The organism is Streptomyces sp. NPDC059009, assembly GCF_042740175.1.
Lineage (GTDB): Bacteria > Actinomycetota > Actinomycetes > Streptomycetales > Streptomycetaceae > Streptomyces.
In genome coordinates, this window is sequence record NZ_JBHYJB010000064.1 from 29171 (window position 1) to 47095 (window position 17925).

Sequence of the window (17925 nt, forward strand, 5' to 3'; positions counted from 1 at the left end):
GTTTTCGGCACGCGGCGCCTGCCGTGCCCGCCACGCCTGCCGTGCCCGCCGCGATGGATTCGCGATACATCGCGGATTGACCCATGCCCGCACTCGCAATATATTCGTCTACGGATATTCGAATGCGAGGTGGACCTGATGGCCCTGAAGCGGCGCAAGCTGAACAACCCGCTGGCGCTCGCGGTGATGGTGCTCCTGATGGAGAAGCCCATGCATCCGTACGAGATCGCCCAGACGCTCCGCAGCCGTGGCAAGGACACCAGCACGAAGATCAACTACGGCTCTCTGTACACGGTCGTCCAGAACCTGGAGAAGCACGGCTTCGTCGAGGTCAAGGATGTGGAGCGGCAGGGCAACCGCCCCGAGCGCACCCGCTACGGCATCACGGAGGCGGGGCGCGAGGAGGCCGTCGAGTGGCTCTCGGACCTGCTGGCCGTACCGGCCCGGGAGTATCCGATCTTCGAGACGGCGCTCTCGCTCGTCGGGATCATCCACCCCGACGAGGTGGTGCGGCTCCTCGAGGAGCGGCTCGCCTCGCTCGACGTCCAGGCGGCGAGCGGGCACGGCGTGCTGCAGAAGCTCTACGAGACGCTGCCGCGCGTCTTCCTCGTGGAGAACGAGTATCAGCTGCACATGGTCGAGGCCCAGGCCGCGTGGATCCGCGGGTTCCTGAAGGAGCTCAGGAGCGGTGAGCTCGACGGGGTCGCGGCCTGGCGCCGGTTCCATGAGTCGGGCCTCGAGCCCGGGGAGTGGGAGCGGCTCGACAGCGAGTGAAGCAGTGAATCAGTGAAGCAGTGAACGAGAAAGACCCCGGCGGCGCTGTTCCAGCAGCCCCGCCAGGGTCTCGAACCCCGGACCGGACCCACCGTGCGGCGGGCCAGGCGATCGAGGTGCGGCACACCAAGGATAGCCCGGCGCTCAGCACGTGATCCGGCTCGGCGTACCCGCGTACCCGAGACCTCGGGTACGCACGTACCCAAAATCGGAGAACAGCCGTCATGACCACCGCTGTCCACACACAGCAACTGACCAAGACCTACCCGGGTGGTGTCACCGCGCTGAGCGGCATGGACATCACCGTCCAGGAAGGCACCGTCTTCGGGCTCCTCGGCCCGAACGGCGCGGGCAAGTCCACCACCGTCAAGATCCTCACGACCCTCGCCCGCCCCGACTCCGGCACCGCCACCGTCGCGGGCCACGACGTGCTGCGCCACCCCGACCGGGTGCGCCGCGCGATCGGCGTCGTGGCGCAGCGGTCCGGCGCCGACCCGGTGGCCACCGGGCGCGAGAACCTCCGACTCCAGGGCAGGCTCTACGGGTTGAAGGGGCAGCAGCTGAACCGGCGGGTGGCCGAACTCCTCGACCGCTTCAGCCTCGCCGACGCCGCCGAGCGGCCCGTGAAGGGGTACTCGGGCGGCATGCAGCGCCGCCTCGACGTCGCCCTCGGCCTGGTGCACCGGCCCGCCGTGCTCTTCCTCGACGAGCCCACGACCGGACTCGACCCGGAGGCGCGCGCCGCGATGTGGGAGGAGATCGGGCGGCTCGCGGGGGACGAGGGGCTGACCATCGTCCTCACCACGCACTACCTCGAAGAGGCCGACCGGCTCGCGGAGCGCATCGCGATCGTCGACCGGGGGCACGTCGTCGTCACCGGCACGCCCGACGAGCTGAAGGGTGAACTGCGCGGTGACGCGGTGCACTTGGAGCTGGCCGAGCCGGTCGGCGAGGCGGGCCGCACGCTGCTGACCGGGGCCCTCTCCGGGCTCTCCGGCGTGCACGAGGTGCTCGTCGACGGGCGGCGGGTCAGCGTGCGCGCCGAGGACGGGGCCGCCTCGGTGCCCGTCCTGCTCGCCGCGCTGGAGCGGAGCGGGGTCGCGGTCGCCGCGGCCACCGTCGCCCGGCCCTCGCTCGACGACGTCTATCTGCGGTACGCGGGGCGGCGGTACGCCGAGGCCGAGGCGGATGCCGCGGCCGGGACCGCGCCCGAGGCCGCCCTGGCCGCCGCGGGAGGTGCGCGATGAGCAACTCCCTCACCCAGACCTGGTACATGACGCAGCGTCAACTGATGGCGGTGGCGCGGCAGCCCGCGTATCTGCTGATCACCCTGATCCAGCCGGTCGTCTGGCTCTTCCTCTTCGGCAACCTCTTCAAGAAGGTCGTCGAGCTGGGCGGCTTCGGCACCTCCTCCTACCTCGACTACCTGGTCCCGGGCGTCGTCGTGATGAGCGCGCTCAGCTCCAGCATGTGGGCGGGCATGGGGACGCTCGAGGAGATCGAACGCGGCACGCTCAACCGCTTCTTGACCACCCCGGTCAGCCGGGGCGCGCTCATGAACGCCAACGTCGTGCACAACGGCATCAGCACCGCCGTGCAGTCCGTGATCATCGTGCTGCTCGGACTGCTCGGGGGCGCCGAGTACCCCGGCGGCGCGGGCGGGATCGTCGTCCTCGTGGTCGCGGCGGTGCTGCTCGGCGCCGTCTTCGGGGCCTTCTCCAACGCGGTGGGCATGCTGGTGCGGCAGCGGGAGTCGATCATCGGGATCAACACGTTCCTGCTGCTGCCGCTGACGTTCCTGTCGTCGGCGTTCATGGCGCCGGCCCAGATGCCCGGGTGGATGCGGCATCTCGCGGACTTCAATCCGCTCAACTGGGCGATGGTGGCGGGCCGTTCGGCGATGTCCTCGCAGCCGGACTGGGGAACGGTCCTCGGCCGGGGCGGGGCGCTGCTTGCTCTCGCGGTGGGGGCTGTGTGGCTCTCCACGCGGACGTTCAGGTCGTACCAGCGCTCCGTCTAGCTGCCGCGGGTTCGTGGGGAACTGGCGGTCCGCTGTGGCTGGTCGCGCAGTTCCCCGCGCCCCTGACGGGGCGCTCCGCTATGCCGCGGTTTCCTGTTCCGCCTCCACCTGCGCGTTCCACTCCCGCTTCGACGCCTGCCAGCCGTCCTCGTTGTGGCCGAGGCGCCAGTAGCCGGAGATGGAGAGGTGCTCGCGCGGGATCTCACGCTCGACACGGAGGTAGCGGCGCAGCTCCTTCACGAACCCGGCCTCGCCGTGCACGAACGCCTGCGGCGTGCCCGCGGGAAAGTCGAGGGCACGCACCGCCTCGACGAGGGCCTCGCCGACGGGGCGCCCGCCCCGGTGCAGCCAGACGACCTCGGCGTCCGTCGTGATCTTCTGCTCCTCCTCGGGGCCCTCGACCTCGATGAACGCATACGCCCGCGCGCCTTGGGGGAGCGCTTCGAGGGCGGCGGCGATCGCGGGCAGGGCGCTCTCGTCGCCGGCGAGCAGGTGCCAGTCGGCCCCGGCCTCCGGGGCGTAGCCGCCGCCGGGGCCGAGGAAGCGGATCGTGGCGCCCGGCCGGACGTCGCGGGCCCACGGTCCGGCGAGGCCCGCGTCGCCGTGGATCACGAAGTCGAGGGCGAGCTCGCGGGTCTCGGCGTCCCAGGAGCGGACCGTGTAGGTGCGGGTCACCGGCCACTGGTCGCGCGGGAACTCCTCGCGGATCCGCTGGATGTCGAAGGGCTCGGGGTAGGTGACGCCCTCGATCGGAAACAGCAGTTTCACGTAGTGGTCGGTGCAGTCGCCCGCCGCGAACGCCGCGAGCCCGTCGCCGGTGAGGGTCACGCGCTGCATGTGCGGGGTGAGCCGCTCGGTGCGCACGACCTGCGCCTCGTGGGCCTTCGGCGCCTTGCGTGCCGGACGTTCTGCCATGGCGGCCTCCCCTGATCCATGATACTTAGGCTTGCCTAAGTTAACACCTCAGTCCGTGAGAGTGGAGAGGAGGCGCTGCAGTGCGCCCCCGAGTCCCCACTGCGCCGCGAGCTCGTCCAGGGCCGCCGGGTCGCGGGGTTCGCGGGGAAGCGCCAGGTCGGCGTCGGGCAGCGGGACGTCGCTCGCGACGCGCACGACCTTCGGCGCGACCGCGACGTACGGCCGGGATTCGTCCAGGCGCTTGCGCTGCGAGGGGGTCAGCTTCGACTTCGGGTCGTCGACCGCGGCCATGATCCCGGCCAGGTCCCCGAACGCGTCCAGGAGCTTGGCCGCCGTCTTCTCGCCGATGCCGGGGACGCCGGGCAGGCCGTCGCTGGGGTCGCCGCGCAGCAGGGCCAGGTCGACATAGCCGGGGCCGTCCACGCCGTACTTCTCGCGCAGCCAGCTCTCGTCGGTGGTCTGGAGCGTGCCGACGCCCTTGAGGGGATAGAGGACGCGGATGCCGCGCTCGTCGTCGACCAGCTGGTACAGGTCGCGGTCGCCGGTGACGATGTCGACCGGGCCGGTGGCGCGGGCGGTGTAGGTGCCGATGACGTCGTCCGCCTCATAGCCCTCGACGCCGACGCGGGCGATGCCGAGGGCGTCCAGGACGTCCTCGATCACCGGGACCTGGGGGGAGAGGGTGTCCGGGGTCTCCTCCGCGTCCGGGCCCTGCTCGACCTCCTCCGCCACCCGGTGTGCCTTGTACGAGGGGATCAGCTCGACGCGCCAGTGGGGGCGCCAGTCCGCGTCCATGCAGGCCACGAGGTCGTCGGGGCGGTGGTCCTGGACCAGGCGGGCGATGAAGTCGAGCAGGCCGCGGACGGCGTTGACCGGCGTGCCGTCCGGTGCCTTCACGGATTCGGGGACTCCGAAGTACGCCCGGTAGTAGAGGGAGGCGGTGTCGAGGAGCATGAGCCGTCGCGTTTGCTGAGTCACGTTCGGCATCATGCCGCACCCCGCTGACAGTCCGGGGCGCCCGGCCGGGGGCGGGCGCGATCGCACGGGAGGCTGCCCGTGCGTGCCCGTTGCGCATCGCGAAACACCCTTCCGGATGTGCAACAAATGTGAGCTGGCGCACTTCTGGGTTTGGCCTGTGTAAGCGAGGGCAGGCGCGCACGCGGAGCGGACCCGGTCGAGATTCAACTATTTGACAGGGCAAGCGGGCAGACCCCGTGCCGGCTCCACGGCCCGCCGGCGGGGGAGGCGGGCCGTCTTCGTTCGACCCGAGAGGTGTATGTGTCCAGGCTGCAGGCCGAGCACTTGTACAAAGTGTTCGGCAGACGACCCGACGATGCGGTGGAGAAGCTCCGTAACGGAGCGGACCGGGAGGAATTGCGCGCGGCCGGCACGACCGCGGCGGTGATCGACGCGTCCTTCTCCGTGAAGCCGGGCCAGATCTTTGTCGTCATGGGTCTGTCGGGATCCGGTAAGTCCACGTTGCTGCGCATGCTCAACGGACTGTCCGAGCCGACCGCCGGGCACGTGCTCTTCGACGGTCAGGACCTGACCGAGCTGAGCCCCCGCGAGCTGCGCGAGGTGCGCTCCAAGAAGATCAGCATGGTCTTCCAGCACTTCGCGCTCTTCCCGCACCGCAGCGTCCTCGAGAACGCCGGCTACGGCCTCGAGGTCCAGGGCGTCCCGCGCGCCGAGCGCGAGAAGCGCGCCACCGAGGCGCTCGAGCTCGCCGGGCTCAAGGGCTGGGAGAAGTCCTGGCCCGACGAGCTGTCCGGCGGCATGCAGCAGCGCGTGGGCCTGGCCCGCGCCCTCGCCACCGACGCCGAACTGCTCCTCATGGACGAGTCGTTCAGCGCGCTCGACCCGCTGATCCGGCGCGACATGCAGGACCAGCTCCTGGAGCTGCAGAAGACGCTGAAGAAGACCATCGTCTTCATCACGCACGACCTGAACGAGGCCATGCGCCTGGGCGACCAGATCGCCGTCATGCGCGACGGCCGCATCGTCCAGACCGGCAGCGCCGAGGACATCCTGGTCACCCCGGCCAACGAGTACGTGGCCTCCTTCACCCAGGACGTCGACCGCGCCCGGGTGCTGACCGCGGGCGCGATCATGGCCGAGCCGGAGACGGCGTTCGGCACGAAGACCGCCGAGGGCGCCGAACTGCGCACGGCCGACGACGTACTGGCCGCCGCCCCCGCGGCCGTGTCCGTCGACACGCCGATCATCGAGCTGTTCACGCCCTGCTCCACCAGCACCGTGCCGGTCGCCGTGACCGACGGCGACGGCGCCCTCGTCGGCGTCGTGCCGAGCTCCCGGCTGCTCGCCGTGCTCGGTGAGCCGATGACGCCGGAGAGCGAGCCGCAGGACGTGGTCCTGCCGGCCCAGGGCGGTGCCGACAAGGCGGACGAGGCCGGTGCGGCCGACAGCAACGGCGGTACCAAGGTGAGCAAGGTGATCGCCGATGCCTAGGATCCACATAGGCGACTGGGTCGCGCGCGGCGTCGACTGGCTGCGCGACAACTGCGAGTGGCTCTTCGACTTCATCAAGTGGGTCGTCGGCAACGCCTACGACGGCGTCAACGCGGTCCTCACCTCGCCCGAGCCGCTGCTGCTCATGGGCATCTTCGCCGTGCTCGCCTTCTGGCTGCGCGGTCTGCTCGCCGGTGTCCTCGCCTTCGCGGGCTTCGCGCTGATCGACTCGATCGAGCAGTGGGACCCGGCGATGAACACGCTGTCGCTGGTGCTCGTCTCCTGCGTGATCATCTTCGTGTTCGCGCTGCCGATCGGCATCTGGGCGGCCAAGAGCCGCACCGTCAGCGGTCTGATCCGCCCGGTGCTCGACTTCATGCAGACCATGCCCGCCATGGTCTATCTGATCCCGGGCATCTTCTTCTTCGGCGTCGGCCCGGTGCCCGGCATGGTCGCGACCATCGTGTTCGCCATGCCCCCGGCCGTCCGCCTGACCGAGCTCGGCATCCGGCAGGTCGACGAGGAACTCGTCGAGGCCGCAGAGGCGTTCGGCACCCACCCGCGCTCCACCCTGTGGCGCGTCCAGCTCCCGCTGGCGCTGCCCACGATCATGGCGGGCGTCAACCAGGCGATCATGCTGGCCCTGTCGATGGTCGTCGTCGCGGGCATGGTCGGCGGTGGCGGCCTCGGCTCCACCGTGTACGACGGCATCAGCTCCGTCGACGTCGCGCTCGGCTTCGAGGGCGGCATCGCGGTGGTCATCCTCGCGATGTACCTGGACCGCATGACCGGCGCCCTCAACCAGCGGGTCTCGCCGCTCGGCCGGCGCGCGCTCGCCAAGGCCAACGCCGCGCTCGGCGGCCTGAAGATCATGCAGTGGAAGCCGGCCACGCCGGTCGCCATGGTCGGCGTCCTGGTCCTCGCGCTCGTCGCGGGCGGCATGAACGTCTTCGGCAAGGACGACGAGGGCACCAAGGTGTCCGCGGACGTCGGCCACGGCCGCACCGTCAAGTTCGGCTACATCGACTGGCCCGAGGGCACCGCCTCCACCTACCTGTGGAAGAACATCCTCGAGCAGCGCGGCTTCAAGCCCGACGTGAAGGCCCTCGAAGTGGGCGCCCTCTACAACGGCCAGGCGCAGGGCAGCATCGACGTGCAGACCAACTCCTGGCTGCCGGCCACGCACGCCCCGTACTGGAAGAAGTACCAGGACAAGCTCGAGGACTACGGCAGCTGGTACGGCCCGACCTCCCTGGAGATCGCCGTCCCGTCGTACGTCAAGGGCGTCAAGACGCTCGACGACCTCAAGGGCAAGAGCGACCTGTTCAAGGGCAAGATCTACGGCATCGAGCCCGGTGCCGGTGAGATGAAGCTCTACGAGGACAAGGTCCAGAACGAGTACGGCCTCAAGGGCAAGTACGAGCTGGTCAAGTCCAACACCTCGGCGATGCTGGCCCAGTTGGACCGCTCCATCAAGAAGAAGGAGCCGGTCGCGGTCACCCTGTGGTCGCCGCACTGGGCCTACGACAAGTACGACCTGACGAAGCTGAAGGACCCCAAGGGCGCCTTCGGTTCGGGCGACGGCATCCACACCATCGGCCGCAAGGGCTTCGCGGAGAAGGAGCCCCAGGTCGCGAAGTGGCTGAAGGACTTCAAGCTCAGCGAGGCGCAGCTCACCTCCCTCGAGGGCGCCATCCAGGACGCCGGCAAGGGCAACCAGGACCAGGGCGTCAAGAACTGGCTGAAGAAGAACCCGGGCATCGTCGACAAGTTCGCCCCGGTCGCCAAGGACAGCTACACGCCGGGCAAGCAGGCCGGGGCCGCGCCGAACATCGGCTACCCCGCGTGGGACGAGGGCATCGCCGCCACGTACCTGTGGAAGAACGTCCTGGAGAAGCGCGGCTACAAGCCGAAGACCACCAAGCTCGACGTGGGCCCGCTGTTCACGGGCCTGTCCACCGGGCAGGTCGACTTCGAGCTCGACGGCTGGCTGCCGGTCGCGCAGAAGCAGTACTGGGACAAGTACAAGAAGAACCTCGTCGACGTCGGTGCCTGGTACGACAAGACCACGCTGGAGGTCTCGGTCCCGTCGTACGTCAAGGGCGTCAAGACGATGGACGACCTGCGCAAGAACAAGGACAAGTTCAAGGGCAGGATCGTGGGCATCGAGCCGGGGACGGGGCAGATGATGCGCCTCAAGGACAAGGTCCTGCCCGCCTACGGCCTCGACGACTTCGAGGTGACGAGCTCGGGCTCCAGCTCGATGCTCGCCGAACTGGAGCGTGCCTACTCCAAGAAGGAGCCGATCGCGGTCGTGCTCTGGTCGCCGCACTGGGCGTACAAGAAGTACGACCTCCAGCGGCTCGAGGACCCCAAGAAGACCTGGGGTGCCAACAACCAGATCAAGACGCTGGCCCACAAGAGCTTCCCGAAGAAGTACTCGGAGCTCAACGGCTGGCTGAAGAACTGGCACATGAGCCCGGACGACCTGATGAGCCTCGAGCAGGCCGTGCAGAAGGCCGGCACGGGCCATGAGGAAGAGGGCGTCGCGAACTGGGTGGACGCCCACCCGGACATCGTCGACAAGATGGCGCCGGTGAAGTAACCCTCGTAGCGGGGGAGTTCACCGCACACACACGGCAGAGCCCCGTCGCCGGATGGATTCCGGTGGCGGGGCTCCGTCGCGTCCGCCGCCGCGGACGCGCGTTCGTGAGACTGCCTGACGCTACGTCAGAACTTCTTGCACAGAAGGTGCTTCTTCTGTACGAAGGCGTTCTTCACCTTCTTGGTGTCCTTGGCGATGATCTTGTACGTGATCGCCCGCTTGCCGGTCGGCGTGTAGCGGACCGTGAACAGCCAGCCCTGGGTGCCGCCGAAGTCGTGGGTGTAGACGTGGTGGCCCTTGCCCGGGGTCTTGAACTTGTGGATGACGTGGCCGCCGGCGAAGGACGAGATGATCACCTGCTGGCCCTTGCCGCAGCGCTTGGTGCCGCTCTCGGACTCGGTGGCGTGGGCCGCGGAGCCGGGGATCAGGGCGGCGGCCGCGCAGGCGGCGAGCAGGACGGTGGTGAGCTGCTTCTTCATGTCCGGATCACAGTCCCGTCTTGCTGCAGTAGGCGTACACCTTCACGAGGGCCTTGGTGTTCTTGCCCGGCAGCGACGTCACCTTCCAGTACACGTCCTTGCGCCAGGTCGGCATCTTGCGGATGCCGATGGTGCCGTCGCTCGCGTTCCAGTAGTGCTGGGAGTGCAGCTTGCCGCCCGGGCTCTTCCACGTGAAGCGGTACTTGAGGGCCGCCTTGATGGAGACGAAGACCGTCTCGCCGCGCTTCGCGCAGGACTTGACGCCCTTCTTGGAGTGGAACCCCTTGACCTTGGCGGCCTGCATCTCCTTGGCGGCCTTGGCCGTCTTGGCCTCGGCCGTCAGGGCGGCGGGCCCCGCGCCCTCCGGGGTGGCGGACGCGCTGCCGATCGCCATCGGGGTGAGCGCCGCGCCGGCCACGGCGGCGGCACATACGCCGAGGCGTATGCGGTGCTTGCGAGTGAGCATGATTCCTTCCTGGTGCTCTTCCTGGTGCGACGTCAGTCGAGCGCGGTCGCGCGGGCGCCGGGATCTCAGGGGCAGATCTTCTTCGCCTTGGAGGTCTTGGCGAACTCGTAGACCAGCTTGTGCTTCTTGTTGAAGGCGAGCGTCCAGACCTTGAGCTTCCACTTCTGGCAGTGCCTGCCCGACATCTGCGCCGACGTCTGCGCGTCCGCGTAGCGCTTGCCCTTGGGGCCGTTCGCGTTGAGGTGGTCGACCACCTTGCCGTTGCGGTACAGGGTCAGGACGTTCTTGACCTTGGTGACCTTGGACGCCTTCGAGCAGCGCACCGAGACGTTGCCGACCACCACGGTGGTGCGCACCGGGTGGTAGAGGTGCCGCTTCAGCTTGCACTTCTTGGCCTTGGCGGTCGCGGTCACGCCCTGTGCCGACGGGCTCCCCGCTGCCTCGGCCTGAGCGACTCCGCCGGCAAGGACGGCGAGGGAGGAGAGGGCGGCGACGGCCGTCATCCGCCCATGGTTTCCGGCCACTTGGGGATCCCCAATCTCGCGAAAAATGAACGACCGCCGCAAGGTATTACGTGTAACGGACGCTCGGTATTGGCCGAAGGGGCAATGCCTCAAAGGGATGTCGGGGCCGGGAGCGCTCGCGCGCCCTCACGGGGCCTTCGCTGTGTGCGCGTCGTAATAGCAAATCCGGTGCTTTGGCCGGAGTTTGCGCTCTTTGTCCCGACTGGTGACCGACGCCGGAGGCGCTCGCGGGCGCCTCCGGCCGCTATCTCAAATCTACCTCAAATACCGGCGTTGGTTGGCCCACAGCCAGTCAACATGCCTGGCAGGGGGCGGCAGATGGCCACTAATCGCGACATTGTGGAGTTGTTGATTCCGGGGAGTTCCGGGGCCCGTCCTGATGGCGTAACGAGTTTCATGAGGCTCTCATCTCATGTGGCTGACGAGGCCCGCCGATCCGCCGCCGCGACGATCGTCGCTGTCCAGGAGGGGTCGACCCCGGCCTCCTTGGCCGCGTCATCCAGTCGTCGCCACAGGTGAACCTCGGTCCACGCGGCGTAGCGGCGGTGCGCGGTGGCGGCCGGGACGCCGAACATCGCCGGGAGCTGACGCCAGGCGCAGTCGCTGGTCAGCACGTACACCACCGCTGTCAAGACGGCGCGCTCATCGCGCGGAGCCGTACCGCCGCCCTGGGGGCGCGCGGCGAACGGAGGCAGCAACGGACGTGCCAAATCCCATAGTTGGTCGGATACGAGGCGTCGGGAAAGCTCACTGGTCACACCGGACATCATGCCGTAACCGAGTGCCACGTGAGACGGAATTGTGGGCTCACTAGTGCGAACTCCCTGCCATACAGTGCTTGTTGCAGCACATACAACGGGGAACGGGGAACGGGGAAAGGTGACAATCGCTGTGACAATTCAGGACACGGAGCAAGGGCACCTCTGCAACGAGTCTCTGGACGGGCTGGACGCGCTGGAAGCGCACTGTCCGTGCCGGTCCGCACTCCACTCGACCGTGGCACCCCCGGCCGTCAGCGATCTGACGGTCCGTGAGCGGGAGGTGCTGCTGCTTCTGGGAGCGGGGCTGCCGAACCCCGTGCTCGCCCGGAGGCTCGGGATAGCGGAGCGGACCGTGAAGGCTCATGTCGCGCGCATCATCGGCAAGCTGGGGCTGCACACCCGCCTCGACGCCGTCGTCGTCGCCGTGGTCCACCACGACCTGCTGTGCCCGGACGCGGGGGCCACGGCCTAGAGGACGGAGCGGGCACTGCCCTTTGGGGCAGTGCCCAAAGATCCACTACCCCCGGTGACCGCTCGTTCATACGCTCGATGCGCCCTCATCAGAGGCACATCGAAGAACGGGGATCACCACATGCTCACTACGCGCATCACCGTCGCGTCGCTCGCCGTGGCGGGCGTCCTGGCCACGGGCTCGGGCGCGGTCGCCACGGCGGCGCCGGAGTCCGGCCACACGGTGACGGCGTCGGCCGAGGCGGCCAAGGCGCCCAGCCCGGCCAAGATGAAGCGCCTGTACACCCTGACGCGCTCTTCCAAGACGAGCCTCAAGGACTGGCGTCAGACGCGGAAGCTCGCCAAGGCGGGGATCGACCGCTGGAACTTCCGCTGGGACACCGACTGGTGCACGAAGCTCGTCGACCAGCCCGGCGGCTTCGACTTCCGGCTCTCCTGCGCGCGGCACGACTTCGGCTATCGCAACTACAAGACGCTGATCGGCAAGAAGGCGTTCGCGGGCTCGAAGCACGAGAAGCGCGTGGACAAGGCGTTCTACTTCGACATGCTGCAGCAGTGCAAGGTCGAGCCGAACAAGACCTCGGCGCAGCGCGAGAAGTGCCGCGCGACCGCGAAGAAGTACTACAAGAGGGTCAGCTGAGCGAGCGGACCGCGCAGCCGCGCGAGCGGGGCCGGGCCGCCGAGTGGGCGGGACCGGACGCTGAGCGGGCGGGGCCCGGGCAGCTGAGCGGGCGGCGCCAGTGGTGCGGCTGAGCGGGCGGCGCCAGTGGTGCGGCTGAGCGGGCGGCGCCAGTGCGGCCGTCCCCGCGCCCGCGGGCCGGTCGTCGTCGTGGACGTCGACCGGGATCCGGGAGGACGGCCGCTCCCGCGCCCGCGGGCGGGTCGCCGACCTGCGTACCGCTGAGAGCCGACCCGCGCATCGTGCCGTGCGGGGTGGGCCTCGCCATGTTCCATGTGGCGAAGCCCACCCCGCACGGCGTTCCGGTGGGCCGTCGTCGCTCCTTACGCTCGACAGCGCCCGCCACCGAAAGTCACCCCCGCTCCATGCCCCGCCGCCCCCACCCCCTCTCCCGGCCCGGCCGTCAGCCCGGCCTGCCGGAGCCGGCGCCCGCCGCGCCCCTCGTCGCCCTGGTGCTCGCGCTCGCCGTCGCCCTGGTGCTGTGCCAGATACCGAACGCCGGGGCCGCCCCCGCCTCCCCGGCCACCGCCCTCCTCGCCGCGCTCGCCGGGGACGTACGGGACGCCGACGGGGTCCGCTACGACGCCCGTGACGACACCGGCCGCACCATGGACGCCGCGCAGGTGGCCCAGGCCCCCGACGGCAGCTACCTCGCCGTCTACCACACCCTCCTCGACGACGGCCGCTTCCACGCGGCGGTCGCCACCTCCACCGACCTGCGCCACTGGCAGCGCCGCCACGACTTCGGCCCCGGCACGCACCAGGCGTCGCTCGCGCACGACGGCCGGGGCGGCTACGTCCTCGCGTACGAGAAGGACCCCCGCAACCACATCGCGGTCCGCGGCTACGAGGATCTGGCGGCCCTCCTGGCCGGGCGGGCCCGCGACGCCTACGACGCGCCGCGCACCCTCTCGCGCTGCGCCGAGGGCACCCCCGCGATCACCGCCGTGCGCGGCGACACCGTCGAGCTGACCGGCCACTACCGCGCGAACTGCGACACCGACCGGCAGCTGCGCGCCACCCTCACCGGCTTCCGCACCTGGCACGCCGCCCCGGACCACCGCCTCGACCGGGCCCTGGAAGCCTGGGGCAACAGCGGCAACATCGGGGACCGGTCCGGCGTCGAGCTGGACGGGCGGCCCGTCGTGTTCATCGAGGGGCAGCGCTGGCGCGGCGACTTCGGCAGCTGGCGCACGTACGCGTACGACCCCGCGGGCGGCCGGGCCGACCGGATCGGCATCCGCACCCACGGGGGAAGCGACGCCTTCGCCAACCCCTCGGCCACCCTGCTCACCGCGCCGGGCGGCCAACCGGCGCTGCTGGTCAGCGTGTTCATACCGGGGGAGGGATCGGCCCCCGGGGAGGCCGGTCAGCTGCTCTACTGGCGTGAGCTCTAGTACGCCTCGGGCGAAAGCTCTAGTACCTGGCGAGTGAAACCAGGCAAAACCGTTTGGCGAACATGCGTAGGGTGCATTGAACCCATCAGGGCCGAGCGACGGACCACGGTGGCCGGGACCGGTGGACCGAAGCGCAGAAGGGAGCCGCAGCGATGGACGAGAACAAGGAGACCCCCCGGGTCGGCTCCGCCGTCCGGCGGCGCCGCCGCGAGCTGGAGCTCACCCTCGCCGTTGTCGCCGAGCGCAGCGGCCTCTCCGTGCCCTTCCTCAGCCAGGTGGAGAACGAGCGGGCGCGGCCCAGCATGCGCTCCCTCCAGGCCGTCGCCGACGCGCTGCGCACCACCGCGGTCGAGCTGCTCGCCGCCGCCGACCCCGCCTGCTCCGTCGACGTCGTCCGCGCCGGTGAGGCGGGGGACGGCGGCGGCCCCGCGCACTTCTCGCCCGACGCGAAGCTGCGCGGACTGATCCGTGGGCACCACCAGATGCAGGCCCTGGAGTTCACCGGCGACCACGACGAGGGCCGCGAATTCCAGCACCGCAACGACGAGTTGATGTACGTCGTCGAGGGCGGCGTCGAGGTGGAGGCGGAGGGCCGGGCCTACCACCTGGGTCCCGGCGACTGCCTCTATCTGACCGGTGGGGTGCGGCACCGCTGGCGGGCCGCGAGCGCGGACACCCGGGTCCTGGTGGTGGCCGTCGGCGACCACATCGAGGCCGTGGACGACACCCGCCGCTGAGGCCGAGGCCACCGTGAACGACACCCGCCGCTGAGGCCGAGGCCGCTGTGGACGACACCCGCTGCTGAGGAGGAGCTCCCCCGTGCCAGGCCCAGGCGTCCCGCGCGTCGTCTCCCTCGTCCCCTCTCTCACCGAGGCGGTCGCGGTGAGCGCGCCGGGTGCGCTGGTCGGGGCCACGGAGTGGTGCAGTCACCCGGCCGGCCTCGACGTCGTGCGGGTGGGCGGCACGAAGAACCCGGACGTGCCGGGCATCGTGCGCCTCGCCCCGGACCTGGTGATCGCCAACGAGGAGGAGAACCGCGCCCCCGACCTGGCGGACCTGCGCGCGGCGGGCCTCGACGTCCTGGTGACCGAGATCCGCACGCTCGACCAGGCACTGGGCGAACTGTCCCGGGTCCTCACGGCCTGCGGCGCGAACCGCCCGGAGTGGCTGGACCGGGCGGCGGCATCCTGGTCCCAACTCCCCGTCCCCAATGACCACTTGAGAGCAGCGATCCCCATCTGGCGCCGCCCCTGGATGGTCCTGGGCCGCGACACCTTCGCCGGCGACCTCCTGCACCGCCTGGGCATCGACAACGCCTACGCGACCCACGCCGAGCGCTACCCCCGCATCCCCCTGGACCAACTCCACTCCGAGCAACTCGACTTGGTGGTCCTCCCCGACGAGCCGTACCGCTTCACGCGCGACGACGGCCCGGAGGCGTTCCCCGCCGGGCTGCCGGTCGCGCTGGTCAGCGGGCGTCATCTCACCTGGTACGGGCCGTCGTTGGCGGAGGCGCCGGGGGTGCTCAGCGAGGCGCTGCGAGCAGCTTTCCGCTGACGAGACCGCGGGCCGTCTGGACGAGGGCCGTGGCCGCTGCGAGGACCAGGAAGGCGTACAGGGCGACCGCGAGCCAGTCGTAGGCCGTCAGGCCGGTGTGCTTGCCGAGGCCCTCGGCGCCGGTGACGCAGGTGCCTACGGGGAAGGTGAAGGCCCACCAGGTCATCGCGAAGCCCATGCCCTGGCGGCGGGCGCGCACCACCATGGCGAGCGCGAGGGCCAGCCACATCAGGGCGAATCCCATCACGGGCACGCCGTACAGGACGGCGAAGACGGTGAAGCCCTGGTCGAGCGGGGCGGGGACCACGCCGGGGGCGAGGTCGGCGAACTTGTTGGTGGCGGTGGTGGACTGGCCGAGCGGGCCGAGGACCAGGAACAGGGTCGGGGTGAGGGCGAGGGGCAGCGCGGGTCCGGTGACCAGGCGGGCGAAGATGATCGGCAGCATCACCAGGGTGGCGAGCAGGCTGAGCCCGAACATCGCCACGCAGGCGTACAGCATCGTCTGCTGTGCCTGGCCGGCCGGAAGGTGCGGGATCAGCAGCGGGCCGAGGGCCGCCGAGACCATGGGGGCTACGACGGGGAGCAGCCAGACCGGCGACGCCTGGTCCGCGGCGATCTTGTGGCGGGCCACCATCAGATACGGGATGGCCACGGCGGCCGCGAGCCCGATGAGGGTGCCCGCGATGAACAGGACGGTGTCGAGGGCGACGGCGGCGGTCGTGCCGATCCAGTCGACGCCCACGATCATGGTGCCGCCGCCGACCGCGAGCAGGGCCATCGACAGACAGCCGTAGAAGGGGGCCATCGTCGGGTCGAGGAGGTGGGCGCGGGCCTGGTCGCGGTGGTGGCGCCAGTGCAGGGCCCGGGCGCCGAGCAGGGTGGTCAGCATCAGCAGAGACAGGGCCCACACCACCGTGCACGCCGTGCGCAGGCCCGGTACGTGCACCGGGAGGGCGGCGCCGGCGTTGGCGATGATCGCGGTGCCCATGACGGAGGCGTACCAGTTGGGGCCGAGGTGGCGGACGGCGGGGGCGCGGGTGCCGACGCGGGTGCGGGCGGCGGCGCCGAGGGGCTGGGATGCTGCGGTGACCATGACTCCACGGTGATCCCCTTTCGGGCGGCCCGCCAGGGACCACTCGTCTATGAGGTCATAAAGTGGACTTATGAGTGAGGCGAATCGGGAGGGCAATGGCGGAGCACCGGCTGCGGCTGGGGCTGAGGCTGAGGCGGGGGCTGCGGTGGTGATGCCGGTGTCGGTTCCGGTTCCGGTTCCGGTGTCCTCGCTGTCCCATCGGGTGCCGGACCTCGGCGCGCTGGAGCTGCTGCTCGCCGTGGCGCGCCTGGGCAGCCTGGGGCGGGCCGCGCGGGAGCTGGGCATCACCCAGCCCGCGGCCAGCAGCCGCGTCCGGTCCATGGAGCGCCAGCTCGGCGTGGCCCTCGTCGAGCGCTCCCCGCGCGGCTCGCGGCTGACCGACGCGGGTGCCCTGGTCACGGACTGGGCGCGGCGTGTCGTGGAGGCGGCGGAGGCGTTCGACGCGGGGGCGCAGGCGTTGCGTGACCGGAGGGACTCGCGGCTGCGGGTCGCGGCGAGCATGACCATCGCGGAGTACCTGCTGCCGGGCTGGCTGATCGCGCTGCGCGCGCAGCGCCCCGACACGGCGGTGTCCCTGCTCGCCGGGAACTCGGCGGTGGTCGCGGAGCGGGTGCTGGGCGGCGAGGCCGACCTGGGCTTCGTCGAGGGCCTGACTCTTCCGTCGGGTCTCGACTCGGCGGTGATCGGGCACGACCGGCTGATCGTGGTGACGGCGCCGGACCACACGTGGGCGCGGCGCCGAAAGCCGTTGGGTGCGGGGGAGTTGGCGGATGCGCCGCTGATTCTCCGGGAGCAGGGTTCGGGTACCCGGCAGGTCCTGGACGCGGCGCTCGGCGGTCTTGCCCGTCCGCTGATGGAGCTCTCCTCCACGACGGCGGTCAAGGCGGCGGCGGTGAGTGGGGCGGGTCCGGCGGTTCTGAGTGAGCTGGCGGTGGGTGAGGAGCTGTCGGCTCGTCGGCTGGTGGAGGTGCCGTTGGACGGTGTGCGGCTGGGGAGGGCGCTGCGGGCTGTCTGGCCGACGGGGCAGCGGCCGGTGGGGCCTGCGAGGGATCTGCTGGGGCTGACGCGGGGGGTGGGGTGAGGCGTTGCCCTGCCGGGGGCTTCTTCCCCAACCCCGCCCCTTCCCGAAACGGCGACTCCGTCGCCCCTGGGCGGGCCTTCCTGGGGCTTCGCCCCTAGACCCCCTTTTCGGCGCTGAACGCGCCTCGTCCTCAAACGCCGGACGGGCTGAAAGGCCAGCCCCTGCGGAGGCTGGAGGGGCTGTCCCCGTGCCGGGGGGCGGGCGGGAGTGGGGGACGGGCTACCGGTCTTGGGGCAGGGCAGGGCAGGGCAGGGCAGGGCAGGGGGGACGGGCTGCAGACGCGCTACCGGTTCTGGTGTGGGGTGGGTTGGGCGGGAGTGGGGGACGGGTTGCAGGCGCGCTACTGGTCCTGGGGTGGCGCGGGGAGTGGGCGGGAGTGGGGGACGGGCTGCAGACGCGCTACCGGCTCTGGGGTGGGGATGAGGTTGGGCGGGAGCGGGAGCAGGGGACGGGCTGCAGGCGGGGGACGGCGTGAGGGGTGGGGACGCGGCGGTATGTCCGCCCGCAGTACAGCACCCCGCCCAAGTCAGTACTCGTGTACTCGTCCGGCGCCCCCGGCTTTTCGAGGACGGACATACCGCCGCGTGCCCCCCCCCCCCCCCCCCCCCCCCCCCCCCCCCCCCCCCCCCCCCCC

18 protein-coding genes are annotated in these 17925 nt (G+C 70.6%); 11 read left to right on the forward strand and 7 right to left on the reverse strand.

Annotated features, from left to right (window positions below):
* Positions 1-138 precede the first annotated feature (138 nt).
* The 3 genes from ACFWYM_RS41660 to ACFWYM_RS41670 all read left to right on the forward strand — a co-directional run bounded on the left by ACFWYM_RS41660 (position 139) and on the right by ACFWYM_RS41670 (position 2794).
* A complete protein-coding gene (locus tag ACFWYM_RS41660; RefSeq protein ID WP_384849881.1) occupies positions 139-774 on the forward strand; it encodes a PadR family transcriptional regulator in 636 nt (211 codons plus the stop codon).
* A 224-nt stretch (positions 775-998) separates the two neighbouring features.
* Positions 999-2021 carry an ATP-binding cassette domain-containing protein gene (locus tag ACFWYM_RS41665; RefSeq protein ID WP_384849884.1) on the forward strand — a complete coding sequence of 341 codons (1023 nt, stop codon included), beginning with the start codon at positions 999-1001 and terminating at the stop codon, positions 2019-2021.
* Positions 2018-2794 (forward strand): ABC transporter permease, encoded by a 777-nt coding sequence (locus ACFWYM_RS41670; protein ID WP_384849887.1) that lies wholly within the window; start codon positions 2018-2020, stop codon positions 2792-2794. Before ACFWYM_RS41665 ends, ACFWYM_RS41670 begins: the two co-directional genes overlap by 4 nt.
* Before the next feature lie 78 nt (positions 2795-2872).
* Here ACFWYM_RS41670 and ACFWYM_RS41675 read toward each other — a convergent pair whose 3' ends face one another.
* A complete protein-coding gene (locus ACFWYM_RS41675; RefSeq protein WP_384849890.1) occupies positions 2873-3709 on the reverse strand; it encodes a siderophore-interacting protein in 837 nt (278 codons plus the stop codon).
* Positions 3710-3757: 48 nt separating this feature from the next.
* On the reverse strand, positions 3758-4696 hold the full coding sequence (locus ACFWYM_RS41680) for a 5'-3' exonuclease H3TH domain-containing protein (RefSeq protein WP_384849894.1): 939 nt from the start codon (positions 4694-4696) through the stop codon (positions 3758-3760).
* 291 nt (positions 4697-4987) lie between these two features.
* Here ACFWYM_RS41680 and ACFWYM_RS41685 point away from each other — a divergent pair, with 291 nt between their 5' ends.
* Positions 4988-6178 carry a glycine betaine/L-proline ABC transporter ATP-binding protein gene (locus ACFWYM_RS41685; protein ID WP_384849897.1) on the forward strand — a complete coding sequence of 397 codons (1191 nt, stop codon included), beginning with the start codon at positions 4988-4990 and terminating at the stop codon, positions 6176-6178.
* Complete coding sequence (locus tag ACFWYM_RS41690) at positions 6171-8783, forward strand: ABC transporter permease/substrate binding protein (protein WP_384849900.1); 2613 nt, start codon at positions 6171-6173, stop codon at positions 8781-8783. The genes ACFWYM_RS41685 and ACFWYM_RS41690 overlap by 8 nt, the downstream gene beginning before the upstream one ends.
* Positions 8784-8908: 125 nt before the next feature.
* On the opposite strand, the gene ACFWYM_RS41695 is transcribed toward ACFWYM_RS41690, so the two are convergent.
* The 4 genes from ACFWYM_RS41695 to ACFWYM_RS41710 all read right to left on the reverse strand — a co-directional run bounded on the left by ACFWYM_RS41695 (position 8909) and on the right by ACFWYM_RS41710 (position 11022).
* Positions 8909-9262, reverse strand: coding sequence for a hypothetical protein (locus tag ACFWYM_RS41695; RefSeq protein ID WP_384849902.1), 354 nt, complete (start codon positions 9260-9262; stop codon positions 8909-8911).
* Positions 9263-9269: 7 nt separating this feature from the next.
* A complete protein-coding gene (locus ACFWYM_RS41700) occupies positions 9270-9728 on the reverse strand; it encodes a hypothetical protein (protein ID WP_384849905.1) in 459 nt (152 codons plus the stop codon).
* Positions 9729-9793: 65 nt separating this feature from the next.
* On the reverse strand, positions 9794-10231 hold the full coding sequence (locus ACFWYM_RS41705; protein WP_384849908.1) for a hypothetical protein: 438 nt from the start codon (positions 10229-10231) through the stop codon (positions 9794-9796).
* A 431-nt stretch (positions 10232-10662) separates the two neighbouring features.
* Complete coding sequence (locus ACFWYM_RS41710) at positions 10663-11022, reverse strand: transposase (RefSeq protein ID WP_384849935.1); 360 nt, start codon at positions 11020-11022, stop codon at positions 10663-10665.
* Positions 11023-11143: 121 nt separating this feature from the next.
* On the opposite strand from ACFWYM_RS41710, the gene ACFWYM_RS41715 reads away from it, so the two are divergent.
* The 5 genes from ACFWYM_RS41715 (at position 11144) to ACFWYM_RS41735 (ending at position 15117) form a co-directional block, all read left to right on the forward strand.
* Positions 11144-11485 (forward strand): helix-turn-helix transcriptional regulator, encoded by a 342-nt coding sequence (locus ACFWYM_RS41715; protein ID WP_384849911.1) that lies wholly within the window; start codon positions 11144-11146, stop codon positions 11483-11485.
* Between the two features lie 120 nt (positions 11486-11605).
* Positions 11606-12124: a phospholipase A2 gene (locus ACFWYM_RS41720; protein ID WP_384849914.1), complete on the forward strand. Its 519-nt coding sequence runs from the start codon at positions 11606-11608 to the stop codon at positions 12122-12124.
* Between the two features lie 404 nt (positions 12125-12528).
* Positions 12529-13560 carry a hypothetical protein gene (locus ACFWYM_RS41725; RefSeq protein ID WP_384849917.1) on the forward strand — a complete coding sequence of 344 codons (1032 nt, stop codon included), beginning with the start codon at positions 12529-12531 and terminating at the stop codon, positions 13558-13560.
* Positions 13561-13712: 152 nt separating this feature from the next.
* Entirely contained in the window at positions 13713-14297 is a 585-nt protein-coding gene (locus ACFWYM_RS41730) for a helix-turn-helix domain-containing protein (RefSeq protein WP_384849920.1), read from the forward strand.
* A gap of 82 nt (positions 14298-14379) precedes the next feature.
* On the forward strand, positions 14380-15117 hold the full coding sequence (locus tag ACFWYM_RS41735) for a helical backbone metal receptor (protein ID WP_384849923.1): 738 nt from the start codon (positions 14380-14382) through the stop codon (positions 15115-15117).
* Here ACFWYM_RS41735 and ACFWYM_RS41740 read toward each other — a convergent pair.
* Positions 15086-16210: a TDT family transporter gene (locus ACFWYM_RS41740; RefSeq protein WP_384849926.1), complete on the reverse strand. Its 1125-nt coding sequence runs from the start codon at positions 16208-16210 to the stop codon at positions 15086-15088. The two genes, ACFWYM_RS41735 and ACFWYM_RS41740, sit on opposite strands and share 32 nt — an antisense overlap.
* Before the next feature lie 151 nt (positions 16211-16361).
* Between ACFWYM_RS41740 and ACFWYM_RS41745 the strand changes: the two genes are divergently transcribed.
* A complete protein-coding gene (locus ACFWYM_RS41745) occupies positions 16362-17291 on the forward strand; it encodes a LysR family transcriptional regulator (protein ID WP_384849938.1) in 930 nt (309 codons plus the stop codon).
* Positions 17292-17925: the final 634 nt, after the last annotated feature.